The organism is Cellulophaga lytica DSM 7489 (assembly GCF_000190595.1).
Lineage (GTDB): Bacteria > Bacteroidota > Bacteroidia > Flavobacteriales > Flavobacteriaceae > Cellulophaga > Cellulophaga lytica.
In genome coordinates this window covers 3,353,187-3,369,140 of the sequence record NC_015167.1, presented here as the reverse complement: position 1 = coordinate 3,369,140, position 15,954 = coordinate 3,353,187, and the positions used below count along the sequence as shown (strand labels likewise).

At 30.7% G+C, this 15,954-nt stretch carries 17 protein-coding genes; 10 read left to right on the top strand and 7 right to left on the bottom strand.

Annotation, left to right across the window (positions count from 1 at the left end; genetic code table 11):
• Positions 1 to 2: 2 nt before the first annotated feature.
• On the bottom strand, positions 3 to 695 hold the full coding sequence (locus CELLY_RS14820) for a response regulator transcription factor (protein WP_013622510.1): 693 nt from the start codon (positions 693 to 695) through the stop codon (positions 3 to 5).
• Positions 696 to 912: 217 nt separating this feature from the next.
• On the opposite strand from CELLY_RS14820, the gene CELLY_RS14815 reads away from it, so the two are divergent.
• Complete coding sequence (locus CELLY_RS14815; RefSeq protein ID WP_013622509.1) at positions 913 to 1,794, top strand: anti-sigma factor; 882 nt, start codon at positions 913 to 915, stop codon at positions 1,792 to 1,794.
• Positions 1,795 to 1,878: 84 nt separating this feature from the next.
• Here the strand turns inward: CELLY_RS14815 and CELLY_RS14810 are convergent, their stop codons facing one another.
• Positions 1,879 to 2,364, bottom strand: coding sequence for a hypothetical protein (locus tag CELLY_RS14810; protein WP_013622508.1), 486 nt, complete (start codon positions 2,362 to 2,364; stop codon positions 1,879 to 1,881).
• 191 nt (positions 2,365 to 2,555) lie between these two features.
• The gene (locus CELLY_RS14805) at positions 2,556 to 2,996 is read right to left on the bottom strand and encodes a hypothetical protein (protein WP_013622507.1); all 441 of its coding nucleotides are present in this window, start codon (positions 2,994 to 2,996) and stop codon (positions 2,556 to 2,558) included.
• A gap of 85 nt (positions 2,997 to 3,081) precedes the next feature.
• Between CELLY_RS14805 and truA the strand changes: the two genes are divergently transcribed.
• The gene (gene truA, locus CELLY_RS14800; RefSeq protein WP_038507595.1) at positions 3,082 to 3,876 is read left to right on the top strand and encodes a tRNA pseudouridine(38-40) synthase TruA; all 795 of its coding nucleotides are present in this window, start codon (positions 3,082 to 3,084) and stop codon (positions 3,874 to 3,876) included.
• 29 nt (positions 3,877 to 3,905) lie between these two features.
• Here truA and cysM read toward each other — a convergent pair whose 3' ends face one another.
• Positions 3,906 to 4,787, bottom strand: a complete 882-nt coding sequence (gene cysM, locus CELLY_RS14795) for a cysteine synthase CysM (RefSeq protein ID WP_013622505.1) — start codon at positions 4,785 to 4,787, stop codon at positions 3,906 to 3,908.
• Entirely contained in the window at positions 4,780 to 5,571 is a 792-nt protein-coding gene (locus CELLY_RS14790) for a serine O-acetyltransferase (protein ID WP_013622504.1), read from the bottom strand. Before CELLY_RS14790 ends, cysM begins: the two co-directional genes overlap by 8 nt.
• A 98-nt stretch (positions 5,572 to 5,669) precedes the next feature.
• On the opposite strand from CELLY_RS14790, the gene CELLY_RS14785 reads away from it, so the two are divergent.
• Positions 5,670 to 6,350, top strand: a complete 681-nt coding sequence (locus CELLY_RS14785; RefSeq protein WP_013622503.1) for a DUF2461 domain-containing protein — start codon at positions 5,670 to 5,672, stop codon at positions 6,348 to 6,350.
• Here the strand turns inward: CELLY_RS14785 and CELLY_RS14780 are convergent.
• The gene (locus CELLY_RS14780; RefSeq protein ID WP_013622502.1) at positions 6,342 to 6,749 is read right to left on the bottom strand and encodes a hypothetical protein; all 408 of its coding nucleotides are present in this window, start codon (positions 6,747 to 6,749) and stop codon (positions 6,342 to 6,344) included. The genes CELLY_RS14785 and CELLY_RS14780 overlap by 9 nt on opposite strands.
• 102 nt (positions 6,750 to 6,851) lie before the next feature.
• On the opposite strand from CELLY_RS14780, the gene CELLY_RS14775 reads away from it, so the two are divergent.
• The 3 genes from CELLY_RS14775 (at position 6,852) to CELLY_RS14765 (ending at position 10,118) form a co-directional block, all read left to right on the top strand.
• Positions 6,852 to 7,748, top strand: coding sequence for a DUF72 domain-containing protein (locus tag CELLY_RS14775; RefSeq protein WP_013622501.1), 897 nt, complete (start codon positions 6,852 to 6,854; stop codon positions 7,746 to 7,748).
• A gap of 31 nt (positions 7,749 to 7,779) precedes the next feature.
• Positions 7,780 to 8,169, top strand: coding sequence for an acyl-CoA thioesterase (locus CELLY_RS14770; RefSeq protein ID WP_013622500.1), 390 nt, complete (start codon positions 7,780 to 7,782; stop codon positions 8,167 to 8,169).
• 287 nt (positions 8,170 to 8,456) lie between these two features.
• Positions 8,457 to 10,118 carry a response regulator gene (locus tag CELLY_RS14765; protein WP_148228912.1) on the top strand — a complete coding sequence of 554 codons (1,662 nt, stop codon included), beginning with the start codon at positions 8,457 to 8,459 and terminating at the stop codon, positions 10,116 to 10,118.
• 461 nt (positions 10,119 to 10,579) lie between these two features.
• Here CELLY_RS14765 and CELLY_RS14760 read toward each other — a convergent pair whose 3' ends face one another.
• Entirely contained in the window at positions 10,580 to 11,443 is an 864-nt protein-coding gene (locus CELLY_RS14760; protein ID WP_013622496.1) for a sigma-70 family RNA polymerase sigma factor, read from the bottom strand.
• 189 nt (positions 11,444 to 11,632) lie between these two features.
• On the opposite strand from CELLY_RS14760, the gene CELLY_RS14755 reads away from it, so the two are divergent.
• From CELLY_RS14755 to CELLY_RS14740, 4 genes are all read left to right on the top strand, one after another.
• Entirely contained in the window at positions 11,633 to 12,142 is a 510-nt protein-coding gene (locus CELLY_RS14755) for a DUF6155 family protein (RefSeq protein ID WP_013622495.1), read from the top strand.
• 149 nt (positions 12,143 to 12,291) lie between these two features.
• Positions 12,292 to 13,803, top strand: coding sequence for a DEAD/DEAH box helicase (locus CELLY_RS14750; RefSeq protein WP_013622494.1), 1,512 nt, complete (start codon positions 12,292 to 12,294; stop codon positions 13,801 to 13,803).
• A 10-nt stretch (positions 13,804 to 13,813) separates the two neighbouring features.
• Positions 13,814 to 15,052: a glycosyltransferase gene (locus tag CELLY_RS14745; protein WP_013622493.1), complete on the top strand. Its 1,239-nt coding sequence runs from the start codon at positions 13,814 to 13,816 to the stop codon at positions 15,050 to 15,052.
• A gap of 11 nt (positions 15,053 to 15,063) precedes the next feature.
• A complete protein-coding gene (locus tag CELLY_RS14740; protein WP_170932137.1) occupies positions 15,064 to 15,906 on the top strand; it encodes a 1,4-dihydroxy-2-naphthoyl-CoA synthase in 843 nt (280 codons plus the stop codon).
• Positions 15,907 to 15,954: the final 48 nt, after the last annotated feature.

Below are 15,954 nucleotides of genomic sequence, written 5' to 3'. Positions count from 1 at the left end.
AATTATATTTCTTCATTAAATTTATAGCCAACTCCCCAAGTGGTAAGTATGTACATTGGTTGTGCCATATTAGATTCTATTTTTGCACGTAACCTATTAATATGAGAGTTTACAGTATGCTCATAGCCTTCAAAATTATACCCCCAAATAATATTTAAGAGCTCTGTTCTAGAGTAATTTCTACCTGGGTTAGATGCCATTAAAACCAACAATTCAAACTCTTTAGGAGATAAATCTATTTTTTGTTTGTTATGTAGTACTTTACGCTTATCAATATCTATAAAAAGTCCTTCAAAATTTAAGGTAGTAGAATTGTTTTCTTCAACCTTGGGAGCATCAGACCTACGTAAAACAGCTTTTATACGTGCAAGCAATTCTCTAATGCTAAAAGGTTTTGTTAAATAATCGTCTGCACCAATTTCTAAACCTAACACGCGGTCAATTTCTTCAGACTTGGCAGTAAGCATTATAACAGGAGTATTTTTTTTGATTCTTAGTTTTTTACAAACCTCAATACCATCCATAATAGGTAAAGTTAGATCAAGCAAAATAAGATCATAATCGTTTTCTAAAGCTAAATTTAGGCCGGTTTCACCATCCATAGCTTTAGTTGTGGTATACACCATATCTGTTAAATGTATTTCCAGTAATTGAATAATTTCTGGATCGTCTTCAATAATAAGTATCTGTTTCATAATATGGTTGCAAAGAAGTTAATATATATCACAAAGCTATCACAAAGCCAAAAAGATTAAGCTGCCAATGAAATTAAGGTTTTTACAGCTTTTATCTTAATAAAATGTAGAAGTTATCACAAATACCTTACAAAATTGGATGTAAAGTTTACTTTTCTGTGATTTCATCGTTAAAAACAACCCGTTAATTTGTGTCATAATCTTAAAAACTCTAAAAATGAAAAAATTACTTTTATTATTTATGGCAACTGCTTTAGTAGTTAGTTGTGATAAGGATGATGACACAAATGAACCACAAACAAAAAACTTAACTATGGGTATTGAAGGTTTAGAAGACCTTGGTGCTGATTATGTTTATGAAGGTTGGATAATAGTAAATGGAGCTCCGGTATCTACAGGTGTATTTACTGTAGATGGTAACGGAAACCCTTCTAAAACATCTTTTAGTGTAGATGCTGAAACACTAGACCAAGCAACAGCTTATGTTTTATCTATAGAACCTGCTGTAGATAATGATCCTGCACCTGCTACTACAAAGTTACTTTCTGGGGCATTTGCAGCAGAAACAGCAACTGTTAGCATTACAGATTTAGTAGGCGATTTTACAGGTGCAAGCGGAGAATTCTTTTTAAGAACACCTACTGATGAAGATGATGGAATGAATAATGGTAATGACCAATATGGAATTTGGTTTGGTATACCAGGCGCACCACCAGCAACTGGCTTAGAATTACCAATTTTACCAGATGGTTGGGTTTATGAAGGTTGGGTAGTAGGTGAAGATGGACCAATTACAACTGGTACATTTATGGATCCTACAGCGCAAGCAGAAGATTCTGGTAATCCTTTTAGTGGAGCTAATCCTGGACCTCCAATTCCTGGTGAAGATTTCTTTAACAATGCACCTACAGGCTTTACTTTTCCTTTAGATGTTAGAGGTAAAACGGTTGTTATTTCTGTAGAACCATCTCCAGATAATAGTCCGGCTCCATTTTTACTAAAACCATTAGTAGGCACGTCAGGACAAGAAACTGCACCAACAACACATGCTTTAAGTTTAAACAGCGACTCTTTTCCAACAGGTTGGGTTAAGAGATAATTTGTTTTAGTCAATAAAAATAGCCTCTAGAAAATCTAGAGGCTATTTTATATATGTTTGTATATTGGTTTTGTCTTAGTTTTTTTAAGGCCAAGTATCTAAATCTTCCTCTTCATAACAATCTGTACTATAGTTGCCAATTTTATTTTTACGAATAGAAAATATTTGTAATGTAATTAAACATAAGCCTAAATAAGCAAGTACAATAACTATTCCTACAGGTAAAAAGTGATCTGGTAAAATAAGATCGTTATATGAACTGTATCCAAAAACAATGCTAGCTATATCTACCATTTTGTATACATAATAAGCAAATATGGCATAAAACCCATATTCTAAGTTTCTCATTTCTTTGTCTGGGTACTCGTTTTCTGTGAGTTTAAACCAAAAAGCATACAAATAAATAATATGTACTGTAGCTAAAAGAATAAAGAAATAACTACTTGCTTTGTTAAAATGAAACTTGTCTGTTAATAACCCGTAAAAATTAGAAAAAGATACAATTAGTAATAAAAGTACAGATAACAAGACAGAAAACTTCCAAGAAATTTTTATAGACGGTATTTTCATATAATAATAAATAGAGTATAAAAAGCTGGGGGGCTCTATGTTTAATTTAACACAAAATTATACCATATGTTAAATTAAGTTTAATAAAATCGGTTAAAAACAAAAATATAAGGGTAACTGTATTAGCATAGATAAACGGTATTCTTGTATAGATTATGTGCAACTGTACAAATACAAAAACCATTTAAAAACTAAGCGAGCCAACCTTTTTTTGTTGCGTAATTTGAAAATAAAAACAATAAAACTGCAATTACTACAATCACTATAGGAAAATAAATAGAGGAGGTGCCAAGTACATTAAGAGCATCACTAATAACAAAAGTGTAAACATTTTGAGCAATTACACCAGCTAAAGAAATTAAAAATACTGTTTTAGCCAGTTTTTTACGCAATAACAAAAGCATACTTGCTAATACACCGCCAAAAACGGCTATTGCGTATGCCCCTGTTACCCATGAAGGTCTTTTGTTGTATAACTCTTGTACTTCTTTGGTAAGGGAAGAAAAAATTTCATCAGACATAAAAGCTTCTGCTAAATATGCTACTACTCCCATACAGTTCCAAATTAAAGCCACTACAGCTATAATATAAAACCAAGTAGGGATTTTACTTGTGGTTGATGCGTTAGTCATTTTGGTTGGTTGTTTTGTTAATTAATTGTAAAATACAAAAAAAAAGTTATTTTCTAATGTTTAGTTTATGCATACTTTTGCTGATGTGAAAAAAAAGAAACAGTACTATTTAATAAGACTACAATTTTTAGGCTACAGATTTAGTGGATGGCAAAAGCAACCAGGCTATAAAACTATTGAAGGTATGCTTGCTAAAACACTAAAATTTATACTACCAGAACGTCAATATAAAATTTTAGGAGCAGGCCGTACAGATGCAAAAGTGTCTGCTTTAGATGCTGCTTTTGAGCTTTTTTTAGATGGTGAACCGTTACAAGATTTAGATTTTTTTTTAAAGGACTTTAATAAAAATCTACCGTCAGATATTAGAATTGTTAGTGTAAAGCACGTAAAAGAAAAGTTTAATATAATACAGCACAGCAAAGAAAAGGAATATGTGTATTTGTTTTCATTTGGAGAAAAAAATCATCCGTATACCGCGCCTTTTATGGCAAATATACAAGACAACTTAGATTTAGATTTAATGAAAAAAGCAACAAGCTTATTTGTTGGCACACATAATTTTAAAAGCTTTACTGCAAAGCCTAAAGAAAACGGAAAATTTATACGTAAAGTAAATTCAGCAGAAATAAAAGAGAACACCATTTTAAAAGCAAATTTTTTTCCTAAAAAATCTTATGCTTTTCATATAAAAGGAGAAGGTTTTATGCGGTACCAAGTACGTATGCTTATGGGAGCTTTAATTCAGCTCGGAAAAGGAGAAGTTACTCTTTCTGATATTGAAGAGGCTTTAAAGCCCAATAGTACAACTAAGTTTGTTTTTGTTGCTCCAGGATCTGGATTAATGTTGCATAGTTTAGATTTTAAAGATGATGTTTAAATTAAGGTAAACATCATCTTTAAAGTATTTTATCCAAATAAGCCAGATGACAAATACCTGTCACCTCTATCACATACTATAGACACAATAGTGCCACTATCTAATGTACTAGCCAGTTTTGCAGCAGCAAAAGCAGCGCCACCACTACTAACACCAGCAAAAATACCTTCTTTTTTAGCTAATAAAAGTGTAGTTTGTTCTGCTTCTTCTTGGCTAACATCTATAATTTGATCTACTTTAGAAGCATCAAATATTTTTGGTAAATATTCTTGCGGCCATTTACGTATTCCTGGAATTTTTGCACCTTCTTTTGGTTGTACGCCAACAATTTGTATGTTGCTGTTTTGTTCTTTTAAATAGGTAGATGTTCCCATTATAGTGCCCGTTGTACCCATAGATGATACAAAGTGTGTTATTTCTTTATTAGTATCTCTCCAAATTTCTGGTCCGGTAGATTTGTAATGAGCTTTCCAATTGTCGTTATTTCCAAACTGATTAAGCATTACAGCGCCTTTTTTCACTTGCTCATCTGCATAATCTCTAGCACCTAAAATTCCGGTTTTTGCAGGTGTTAAAGTTACTTTAGCACCATAAGCACGCATTGTTTGTATACGCTCTTTGGTAGATCCTTCAGATAAAACAATTTCTATATCTAATTTAAAAATACCAGCAATCATAGCTAACGCAATACCTGTATTACCACTTGTAGCTTCAACAAGTTTAGTGTTTTTATCAATATCACCTCTATCTAAAGCGCTCTTAATCATATTATAAGCAGCTCTGTCTTTAACACTTCCTCCAGGGTTATTTCCTTCTAACTTAAAAAAAAGTCTAACGTTAGGGTTTGTATTTAAAACTTTAGACTCAACTAAGGGCGTATTACCTATTAAATCTAGAATAGTATTAGACATTTTGTGTAGTTTTAATTTTAATTTCTGTTTTATGAAAAACTTTAGAGTTTGCAGGTATAGAGCTAGTAACCCATGCATTACCACCAATTATAGTATTTTCTCCTATAATAGTGTCACCACCTAAAATAGTGGCATTTGCATAAATTGTAACATTATTTTTAATGGTAGGGTGCCTTTTGGTTTGCTTTAAGTTTTTAGCAACAAATAAAGCGCCTAGAGTAACACCTTGGTATATTTTTACGTGGTTTTCTATAACTGCTGTTTCTCCTATAACAACACCAGTAGCATGGTCTATAAAAAATGAATTTCCAATTTTAGCTCCTGGGTTAATATCTACACCAGTAAGCCTATGTGCATACTCGGTCATTAAACGCGGTACTAAAGGAAAACCAATAGCGTGTAACTCATGAGCTAACCTGTAAATAGCTATAGCGTAAAATCCAGGATATGCCATATACACTTCTTCTATAGATAGTGAAGCAGGATCACAGTTTACAATAGCCTCTGCATCTAAATTAAGCTTTTCTAATATGCGAGGTAAGGTAACCACGTATTTATCCCAAATCTTTTTACAAGGCTTTTCTAATTTCCAGCAGGCAAGATTCACAAGTTCATCAAACTGCAGCTCTAACTCTTCTAAATTTTTAGCAACAGGTGTTTGTGTATCAAACAAAGTATAAAAAAGCTTTTGGGTAAAAACTTCTGTTTTTTCTTTTAAACTAAAGTTTAAATTGGGTTGCTTTTTATGCAACTCTATCTCTTTAATTACAGATTTTAGTGTCATATGTAATGTATTCAACTATCAAAATTAACCATTATTTAGATAAATAAACTTTTAAAAACAGTTAACTTTAGCATAAATAATAGATTAGTAAGATTTTTATGAAAAATGATGTAATCTCTAAAAATACCTTTAGTTTTTTAAATAAGCTTAAAGAAAACAATACAAGAGAGTGGTTTTTAGAGCATAAAGAAGAATTTAAGATTGAAGAAAATGCCTTTAAAGGGTTTATTACTTTATTAGAAGAAAAACTTAATGAACATGATGATATTGAAAAATCTAAAGTTTTTAGAATTTATAGAGATGTACGTTTTTCTAAAAACAAAACCCCATATAAAGTACATTTAGCGGGTTCTTTTACTAGGGCAGGAGCACGTTTAAGAGGTGGTTATTATGTACATATAGAACCAGGTAATAGTTTTATTGCTACTGGTTTTTGGGCTCCTAATAAAGAAGATTTATTTAGAATAAGAAAAGAGTTAGAGCTTGATGCATCTGAATTTAGAGAGGCAATAGGTTCTAAAAAATTTAAAGCTGTATGGGGAGAATTAGCTGGTGATGAATTAAAAAGAGCTCCCAAAGGTTTTGATGTTGAGCACAATGATATTGACTTAATACGTAAAAAACAATACATCTTTACCAAAGAATTTACAGATAAAGAAGTATTGTCTTCTAATTTTTTAGATACAGTAAATCAATCGTTTGCTACAATAAGGCCATTTTTTGATTTAATGAGCGATGTATTAACAACTAATTTAAATGGAGAGTCTATTTTAGACTAAAACGGGCTCATCAAAGTACTGTAATTGGTCTTTAAGCCTTGTAATAGCCATAGACATCATTCTTTTATTAAGTGCAGATGAATTTAGTGTATAGGTTTCATATTCCTCTACAGTAAACTGACCTATAATTATGCCTTTAAGAGCATTTCTAAATTTAATGTCTCTTTGTATTGCATTTTCAATATACTCTAGTCTTTTTTCTAAAGTAAGGTTGTAAAATTTGTTTTTGTGTTTTTTAATGTAGTTTTTAAAAACAACCAGAATTAAATCGTTTTGCAATTTAAGAATAGGTCTAATTGTTTTGTTCTGAAAAAGTTCGTCATTACTAATTCCTGCTACTATTTTAGTAGCTTTAATCTCTGGCCTAATACGCAAGAGATCTGTAGATCTTTGGTTCATAACTAGCGTTTTACTAAAGATACAACAACATCTAATTAAATAATTATTACTTAAATATAGTTTTTAACTGGGTTATGAACATTTAACAAAAAGGTATTAAAAATGAAATTTGGAAAAGTAACCAATCCTGAAATAATAGATTTTAAACTACCTAAAGATCATATAGATACTGCTGCAGTATTAAAAAAGTTTTCTGATAGCGGTAATTTTAATGTTTCAGTTGGTTGTGCAAAATGGAATAAACAAGATTTAAAAAACTTTTATCCTAGGGGAACAAAAGACGAATTAAAATATTATGCATCACAATTTAATTCTATAGAATTGAATGCTACTTTTTACAGGTTTTTTCCAAAAGAACAGTACCAAAAATGGTACAATAAAACACCTAGCAACTTTAAGTTTTATCCTAAAATAACCAAAGAAATTAGTCATATTAATAGGTTAAACGCTAATGCTTACCCTATTTTAGATAGGTATTTGGAAGCTACATCAACCTTAAAAGAAAAACTAGGAACAATATTTTTACAATTACACACAAATTTTGATATTACTGAATGGGATAAAGTAGTGCAGTTTGTAAAATATTGGCCCAAAGAATTTAAATTAGCTATAGAATTTAGGAACCCAAATTGGTTTGCAAATACAACTGTAGCACAAGAATTGTATTATTTGTTACAAGAAAATAATATAGCAAATGTAATTGTAGATACTGCAGGAAGAAGAGATTTGTTGCATATGAGACTAACAAACAACGAAGCTTTTATACGTTTTGTTGGTGCTAACCATAAGAGTGATTATGATAGGTTAGAGGAGTGGGCATCTAAATTAGAAAGCTGGAAAGAAAAGGGGCTTAAAAATTGTCATTTTTTTGTGCATCAAAATATGGAATTAGAATCCCCTCTGTTATCAGCTAGTTTTATTAACAGTTTAAACAAAAAAGTTGACTCTAATTTAAAAATTCCTAAAACTTTGTTAGATAATAGTCTAACCTTATTTTAATACCTAATTTTGTAATCTAAATCGTAATATTATGAGATTTCACAGTAGAAAATGGGTTAAACCAGGAGATTTAAATGCTAACAAAACACTTTTTGGAGGTAAAGTATTGGCGTGGGTAGATGAAGAAGCTGCTTTGTATACAATTATACAATTAGAAAACAAAAAAGTGGTTACCAAATACATGTCTGAAATTAATTTTATGAGCTCTGCTAAAGAGGGAGACATTGTAGAAATAGGAATAGAAGTTATAAAGTTTGGTGTTTCATCATTAACATTAAATTGCGAGGTACGTAATAAAATGACTAGAGAAACAATATTGACAGTAGACAATATTATTATGGTAAATTTAGATGAAAACGGAAAACCAAAACCTCACGGGAAAACAAAAATTGAATATGTTAGAGATAGACTAGCAAAATAAGACTACACATTTAAAATTTATAAAAGCCTTAGTTTATAGCTAAGGCTTTTTTTATATCAACCTAAATAAACACCTAACTTTTTAGTTTAAAAATTAAGCTTAAATAGGGTAAAAGGTCAATAAAAACGGCTAATAACAACTTTTAAAAACTAATAACTTACAAATAAGGGAGTTTCACAACAAAAAAAGATACCTATATAACATTTAATTGGTAGTACACTGTTAAATATTGAGATTTACATTGTAATAAAATTAATTTAAGATTTAACAACGTAAATTTCCCTAAATTGAAATTGAAAGACTTACATACTTCATTATCAAGTTTACAAGAAAAATTAGACAGTTTTTCTTTTAACGAGTTGTCTGTTAAACAAGCAGACGCGCTTAGGGGTGTTTTAAATAATTTTAAAAAACTACTTGTTAATAGGAGTAATGCACAAGCAACTTCCTCATCTTCACAAAATACATTACAAGGCAAATTAATTACTGAGGCTAATAGCGAAATTAAGAAACCGTTACATAGTATATTAAACAATACAGAAAAACTATTAAAAAGCAACTTAACTATGGAACAAGAAAAAATAGTGAAGGAGATACAGGCTACATCTAATACTATATTAAGTGTTTCTGAGGATTTAATTGGTTTTACAACTAACACTACAGATAGTAATTTAAGCATTCCTATTAAGTTTAAAAATGTAGTTAATGATGTATTGTTTTTATGTAATACATTAATTACCAATAATGAGCTTATCTTAAATAAAGAAATAGATAAATATATACCAGAAAAGTTAATAGGCGATCCGTCTAAATTATCTCATATATTACTAAATATTGTAGGCAACAGCATACAAACTACTGCTAAAGGTCAAATTTTAGTTACTGCAGCAGTTAAAGAAAATTATACAGATAATGTAATTGTAGAGTTTAATGTAAACGATACAAATGGTAGTATTTCTGACGATAAAGTTTCACAAATTTTTGATATTTATAGTCAAGATAAATCTAAACTTGGTTTAGGCTTAAATGTTGCCAAAGAGTTAGTAGAATCTCTTAACGGATCCATTTATGTATCTAACAGAGAGTCTGTTGGTACAACTTTTACTTTTACAATACCATTTAAAAAACCTCTAAAACCAGTTACAGCATTTAATGTTGCTAATATTAGTGGTATTAATGTTTTGGTTTTTGAAGATAACAAACTAAACCAAAAGTTACTAGAATTTAAGTTAGACAAATGGCAGTGTACATCTTTTGTTACCGACAATTATAAAGACGGATTAGAAGTTTTAGAAAACAACATCATAGACATAATTTTAATGGATATGAGAATGCCAGAAAAAAATGGCGATGAAATAGCAGAAATAATTAGAACACACCACAATGTAAGAATTAGCAATACCCCAATAATTGCTGTTACTGCAGATGAAGAAATACAAAAAAGTACAGAATTCAACACCTCAAATTTTACTAATTTTTTATTAAAACCCTACACCTCTGAAGAGTTACTAAATACTTTATTGGAGCAATTACAAAAAAATGCAAGCATGGAAACATTAACAAGTAATCATATTAATGATCACGGAGAAACACGTAAATTAAACCTAACACCAGTTTTAAATGAGTGTATGGGAGATTTAAGTATGCTTCAGGAGTTAGTTAAGCTGTTTAAAAATAATGCCTTAGAATTTATAGGTAAAGCAATAGTACATATAAAAAATGAAGATTATGAGGCTTTAAAATTTGCTACACACAAAATAAAAGCAGGTTTAAAAATGATGAAAACCGATGCTTTATTTGAAAGTGTTTTGCAAATGGAAAATGCAATTAAAGACGATGTAGATGTAAAACATTTAAACTTTCTTTACAATTGTTTTATAAACGAATTTCCTTTGGTAGAACAACAGTTAGATGAAGAGTTATTAAGATTAGCTGAAGAAGAATTGTAATTCTTTTAATTTTTAATTGGTGATAATATTAAAGGCATGTTTTCACAACAAAAAATAATAAGTTCACCACATTTTATTGTAACAACAAAAGTGTTTCAGTAGTTTTAAACCAGATTAGAAACCCAAATAACCTACTTATTATGTTATACGATACTTACGGAGAAGAATACCTTAACTTCTTACACGATTTAAACGAAATTTTAAGTCTAAATGAATTAGTAGAATTAGATTACATATAACTGTAGTTGTTATTTAAATATTTTAATAAACCCCAAAATCTTTTGTTATGGCACACCAAAACAACTCGGCTTACTTATCATTTGTAGAGAGCCTAAATGAAATTCTATCAGAAGTGAATATTACCAAGCTAAATTATTCTTAGTGGCGTATTTACACTGTAAAAAGCATAAAAAAAAGAGCAACTAAATTAGTTGCTCTTTTTTTTTAATATATTTAAAAAACTACCCTAAGTATGTTTTTAATATTTTACTTCTAGAGTTGTGCTTAAGCTTACGTATAGCTTTTTCTCTAATTTGCCTTACACGCTCACGTGTTAAATCAAAAATTTGACCTATTTCCTCTAAAGTCATAGAATGTTTATCTCCAATACCGTAATACAACTTAACAACATCTGCTTCTCTAGGAGATAATGTTTCTAATGCTCTATTAATCTCAGTATTTAAAGATTGGTGCATTAATTTTTCATCTGGGTTAGGAGATTCACCATATTTTATAACATCATATAGGTTAGAATCTTCTCCTTCTTTAAAAGGCGCATCCATAGATACGTGTCTCCCAGAGTTTTTCATAGATTGCTTTACTTCACTAACAGACAACTCTAACTCCTTAGCTATTTCTTCTGCAGAAGGTGGTCTTTCATGTGTTTGTTCTAAATAAGAAAATGCTTTCTTAATTTTATTTATAGAACCAATTTTGTTTAGTGGTAAACGTACAATTCTAGACTGTTCTGCTAGTGCTTGTAAAATAGACTGTCTAATCCACCATACAGCATAAGAAATAAACTTAAAACCTCTGGTTTCATCAAATCTTTTAGCAGCTTTTACCAAACCTACATTACCTTCATTAATTAAATCTGGTAATTTTAGACCCTGATTTTGATATTGTTTAGCAACGGAAACAACAAATCTTAAATTTGCATTTGTTAATTTTTCTAGTGCGGCTTCGTCACCAGCACGTATTTTTTGAGCTAACTCTACTTCTTCATTGGCAGTAATTAGATCTATTTTGCTGATATCTTGCAGGTATTTATCTAATGATTTTGATTCTCTGTTAGTTACCTGTTTGATGATCTTTAGTTGCCTCATATATCTGTTCTGTTAATTTAAAGTTTAAAACTACAGTATACATTTTAAAATGTTATTTTCCAAACATTTAACATACTGTTTATACATTACTTATTAATAAAAAACTTACTTTTTGTAAATTTAGCAGCTTATAAATAAATTATTGCAGGTTTATTTTATTTGGTAACTTTCGGGCTTATAGATTTTTGTATGAGTAAAAGAGCTTTAAAAAAATATTTATCAGAATTAAAAAAAAGCGAATTAGAAGAACAGTTATTAGGACTTTATGAGAAGTTTCCGGCTGTTAAAGCTTATTATAGTTTTGTTTTTAACCCAAAAGAAGAAAAACTAGTACAAGAAGCCAAGTTAAAAATAGGTAATGAGTATTTTCCTGTAAAACGTAAACGCCCTAGAGCACGCAGATCTGTAGCTCAAAAATATATAAAAAACTTTTTATTGCTAGGGGTAGATGCCCCTTTGGTTGCAGATGTTATGCTGTATAATTTAGAAATTGCTCAAGAATTTTCTGTACACAAAAATGTACCAGATGCTTTTTACAAAAGTATGCTAAACTCTTTTGAGCAAGCTATACAGTACATTGCTCTTAATGCAATTTTACCAGAGTTTAAAGATCGTATTTTAGTTATTTATAAACACACACAAGATAATAATTGGATGTTTTCTGACGGATTTTCTAGAGCTTTAGATGCTATAGATTAAATGTAATTATCTTTATTTATCAGCATTTTTTATCAGTTTTATGCTCTAATGTTTTCTAAAAGAACAAAAATCGCCTAATTTAGCAAGGTTTATTTTTAAACTTAAATACATCGTTTTTCTACGATTAATTACAAAATAGGTTATCCAATTTGGAAGAACAGAGAACAACTACAGAAAAAACATTATACGACTACCAACTAGAGGATTTAAACAAAATATTCACATATTTTGATGAAAATCCTGTTGGTACAAACTTGTTGTATCAATTGCCTACCGGTGGCGGAAAAACAGTAGTTTTTTCTGAAATTGCCCGTAGATATATAGCTCAAAAAAATAAAAAAGTTGTAGTACTAACTCACAGAATAGAGCTAAGTGCGCAAACGTCTAAAATGTTAAGCAGTTTTGGCGTAGAAAATAAAGTGATAAATAGTAGTGTTAAAGATTTAAATGATCAAAATAGCTATATGTGCTTTGTAGCTATGGTAGAAACACTAAATAATAGATTACAAGAAGATAATGTAGAGCTAAAAGATATTGGACTTGTTATTATTGATGAGGCTCACTACAACTCTTTTCGTAAGTTATTTAAATACTTTAAAGACTCATCTATACTTGGTGTAACGGCAACACCGCTTAGTTCTAATATTAAGCTACCAATGAAAGACAATTATAAAAAGTTAATCATTGGCGAGTCTATACAATCTTTAATTAAACGTAACTTTTTATCTAGAGCTAACCAATATAGTTATGATGTTGGTTTAAAAACTTTAAAACTGGGTATTAATGGCGATTATACCGTTAAATCATCAGATGAGTTGTATAGCAACCAAACTATGCAAAGTAAGCTATTATCTTCTTATGAAGAATTAGCAAAAGGTACTAAAACACTAATCTTTAACAACGGTATTAGTACATCATACTACGTATATGAAACCTTTAAAAAAGCAGGTTACAACATACGTCATTTAGACAATAAAAATTCTGCAGCAGAACGTAAAGAAATTCTAGAGTGGTTTTCTATAACACCAGATGCCATATTAACATCGGTTAGCATATTAACTACTGGTTTTGATGAGCCTACCGTAGAAACCATTATATTAAACAGAGCTACACGATCTTTAACATTGTATTTTCAAATGATTGGTCGTGGTTCTCGTGTTACAGAGAATAAAAATGAGTTTACGGTTATAGATTTAGGAAACAATACAAAAAGATTTGGATTGTGGAGTGAGCCTATAGACTGGCAAGAAATCTTTCATTTCCCTGACTTTTTCTTAGAAAATATTAAGAATGATGAAGAAATAGAACGCGATTTTGTTTATGAAATGCCTCAAGCTTTGCGAGATGAATTTTCTAAATCTGAAAACATATTTTTTGATATTAAAGCCGAATATAAGGCTGCTTTTGCTAAAGGATTAAAGTCTAAATCGGTCTTGGAAAAAAGTATAGAGCAGCACGCTAAAATATGTGTAGAAAATAGTGAAGATGTTTTTGATGCACGTATTTTGGCTAAGAAGCTTAAAGAAGAAATACAGTACCGTGTTAGACAATATTCTTACTGTATTATGAATAATACTAAGAACTATAAAGAGTGGCTAGAGGAGGATTATGAGCGTAAATTACGATTAAGCATTTCTCAAAAATTTTCATCTAAAATGTAAATCCTTTAGCGTGAAAAATGTTTTATTTATTGGTTTTGTATGGCCAGAGCCTACAACAACGGCAGCTGGCAGTAGAATTCTTCAGCTTATTACATATTTTAAACAGCAAAACTATACAGTAACATTTGCCAGTACAGCAGCTAAATCTGTGTACTCTGTAGATTTTTCATCTTTAGGAGTATCAGAAAAGCAAATACAGCTTAATAACGCTAGTTTTAATGATTTTATAAGCGATTTAAATCCTAATATTGTTGTTTTCGATCGGTTTTTTACAGAAGAGCAATTTGGTTGGCGCGTAGCACAAGTTGTACCAAATGCATTGCGAATTTTAGATACAGAGGATCTTCATTTTTTACGAAAAACAAGAGAAGAAGCTTTTAAAAAAGGAAATAGTACAGTAACAGAAACGCTTTTAAAGGAGCAAGAAATTACAAAGAGAGAAATTGCAAGCATTTACCGTTGCGATTTTTCTTTACTAATTTCTATGTATGAAGAGCAGTTACTAATAAATACTTTTAAAATTGATAGTTCTTTGTTTCTGCATATTCCTTTTATGTTAAACACAACTGTAAGCACTAATTTTCCGCTGTTTAAAAACAGAAAAGATTTTGTTTGCATTGGTAATGGTAAACACAAACCTAATGTAGATGCTGTGTTGTGGTTACATAAAGAAATTTGGCCGTTAATACGTAAAGAGCTACCAGAAGTAAACCTACACATTTACGGGGCTTATTTACCGCAGCAAATTACAGAAAAGCATAACCCTAAAACAGGATTTCTTGTGCATGGCTGGGGAGAAAATGTAAACCAAATTATGCAAAAAACTAAAGTAAATTTAGCTCCGTTGCGTTTTGGTGCTGGCATAAAAGGCAAGTTGGTAGACGCTATGTGTAACGGTACACCTAGTGTAACCACACAAATAGGAGCAGAGGGTATGCACGGTGATTTACCTTGGAGTGGAGAAATATCAACTACAGTTAACAGTTTTATTGCATCTGCTATAAGCTTGTATACCAATGAAACTAAATGGTTGCAAGCTCAAAAAAACGGAGAACAAATTCTAAATACATATTACGCTAAATCTAAATTAGAGGATAAATTATCTAATAAAATTAGTACTTTGCAAAAAGATATAAAAAAGCATAGAAACGCCAACTTTATTGGTAGTTTACTACAGCACCATAGTATGATGAGTACAAAATACTTATCTAAATGGATAGCAGAAAAAGAAAAGAAAAACGAAGCCTAAAATTTATACAAATGAAAAATATTGAGTGGAAAGTAGCTCAGGAGTTTGAAGATATTACGTATAAAAAGTGCAATGGTGTAGCGCGTATAGCGTTTAACAGACCAGATGTACGTAATGCGTTTAGACCAAAAACTACAAGTGAGCTGTACAAAGCATTTTATGATGCACAAGAAGACACATCTATAGGTGTTGTTTTGTTATCTGCAGAAGGGCCTTCTAGTAAAGATGGTGTATACTCTTTTTGCAGTGGTGGAGATCAAAAGGCACGAGGTCACCAAGGGTATGTTGGAGAAGATGGTATGCACAGGTTAAATATTTTAGAAGTTCAACGTTTAATACGTTTTATGACAAAAGTGGTAATTGCCGTTGTTCCTGGTTGGGCTGTTGGTGGTGGCCATAGTTTACATGTGGTTTGCGATTTAACTTTGGCAAGTAAAGAACACGCAATATTTAAACAAACAGATGCAGATGTAACTAGTTTTGATGGAGGATATGGTTCTGCGTATTTAGCTAAAATGGTTGGACAGAAAAAAGCTAGAGAAATTTTCTTTTTAGGTCGTAATTACTCTGCTCAAGATGCTTATGAAATGGGAATGGTTAATGCTGTTATACCACATGATGAGTTAGAAGATACTGCATATGAGTGGGCACAAGAAATACTAGAAAAATCGCCAACATCTATAAAAATGCTAAAGTTTGCAATGAACTTAACAGATGATGGTATGGTTGGGCAGCAAGTTTTTGCAGGTGAAGCAACTAGATTGGCGTATATGACAGAAGAAGCTAAAGAAGGGCGTAATGCATTTTTAGAAAAGCGTAAGCCAGACTTTGGAAAAAACAAATGGATTCCTTAAAATTTAAGATGTAAGTGTTTTTAAATTGAAAAAGAGTCTTGTTGGCAA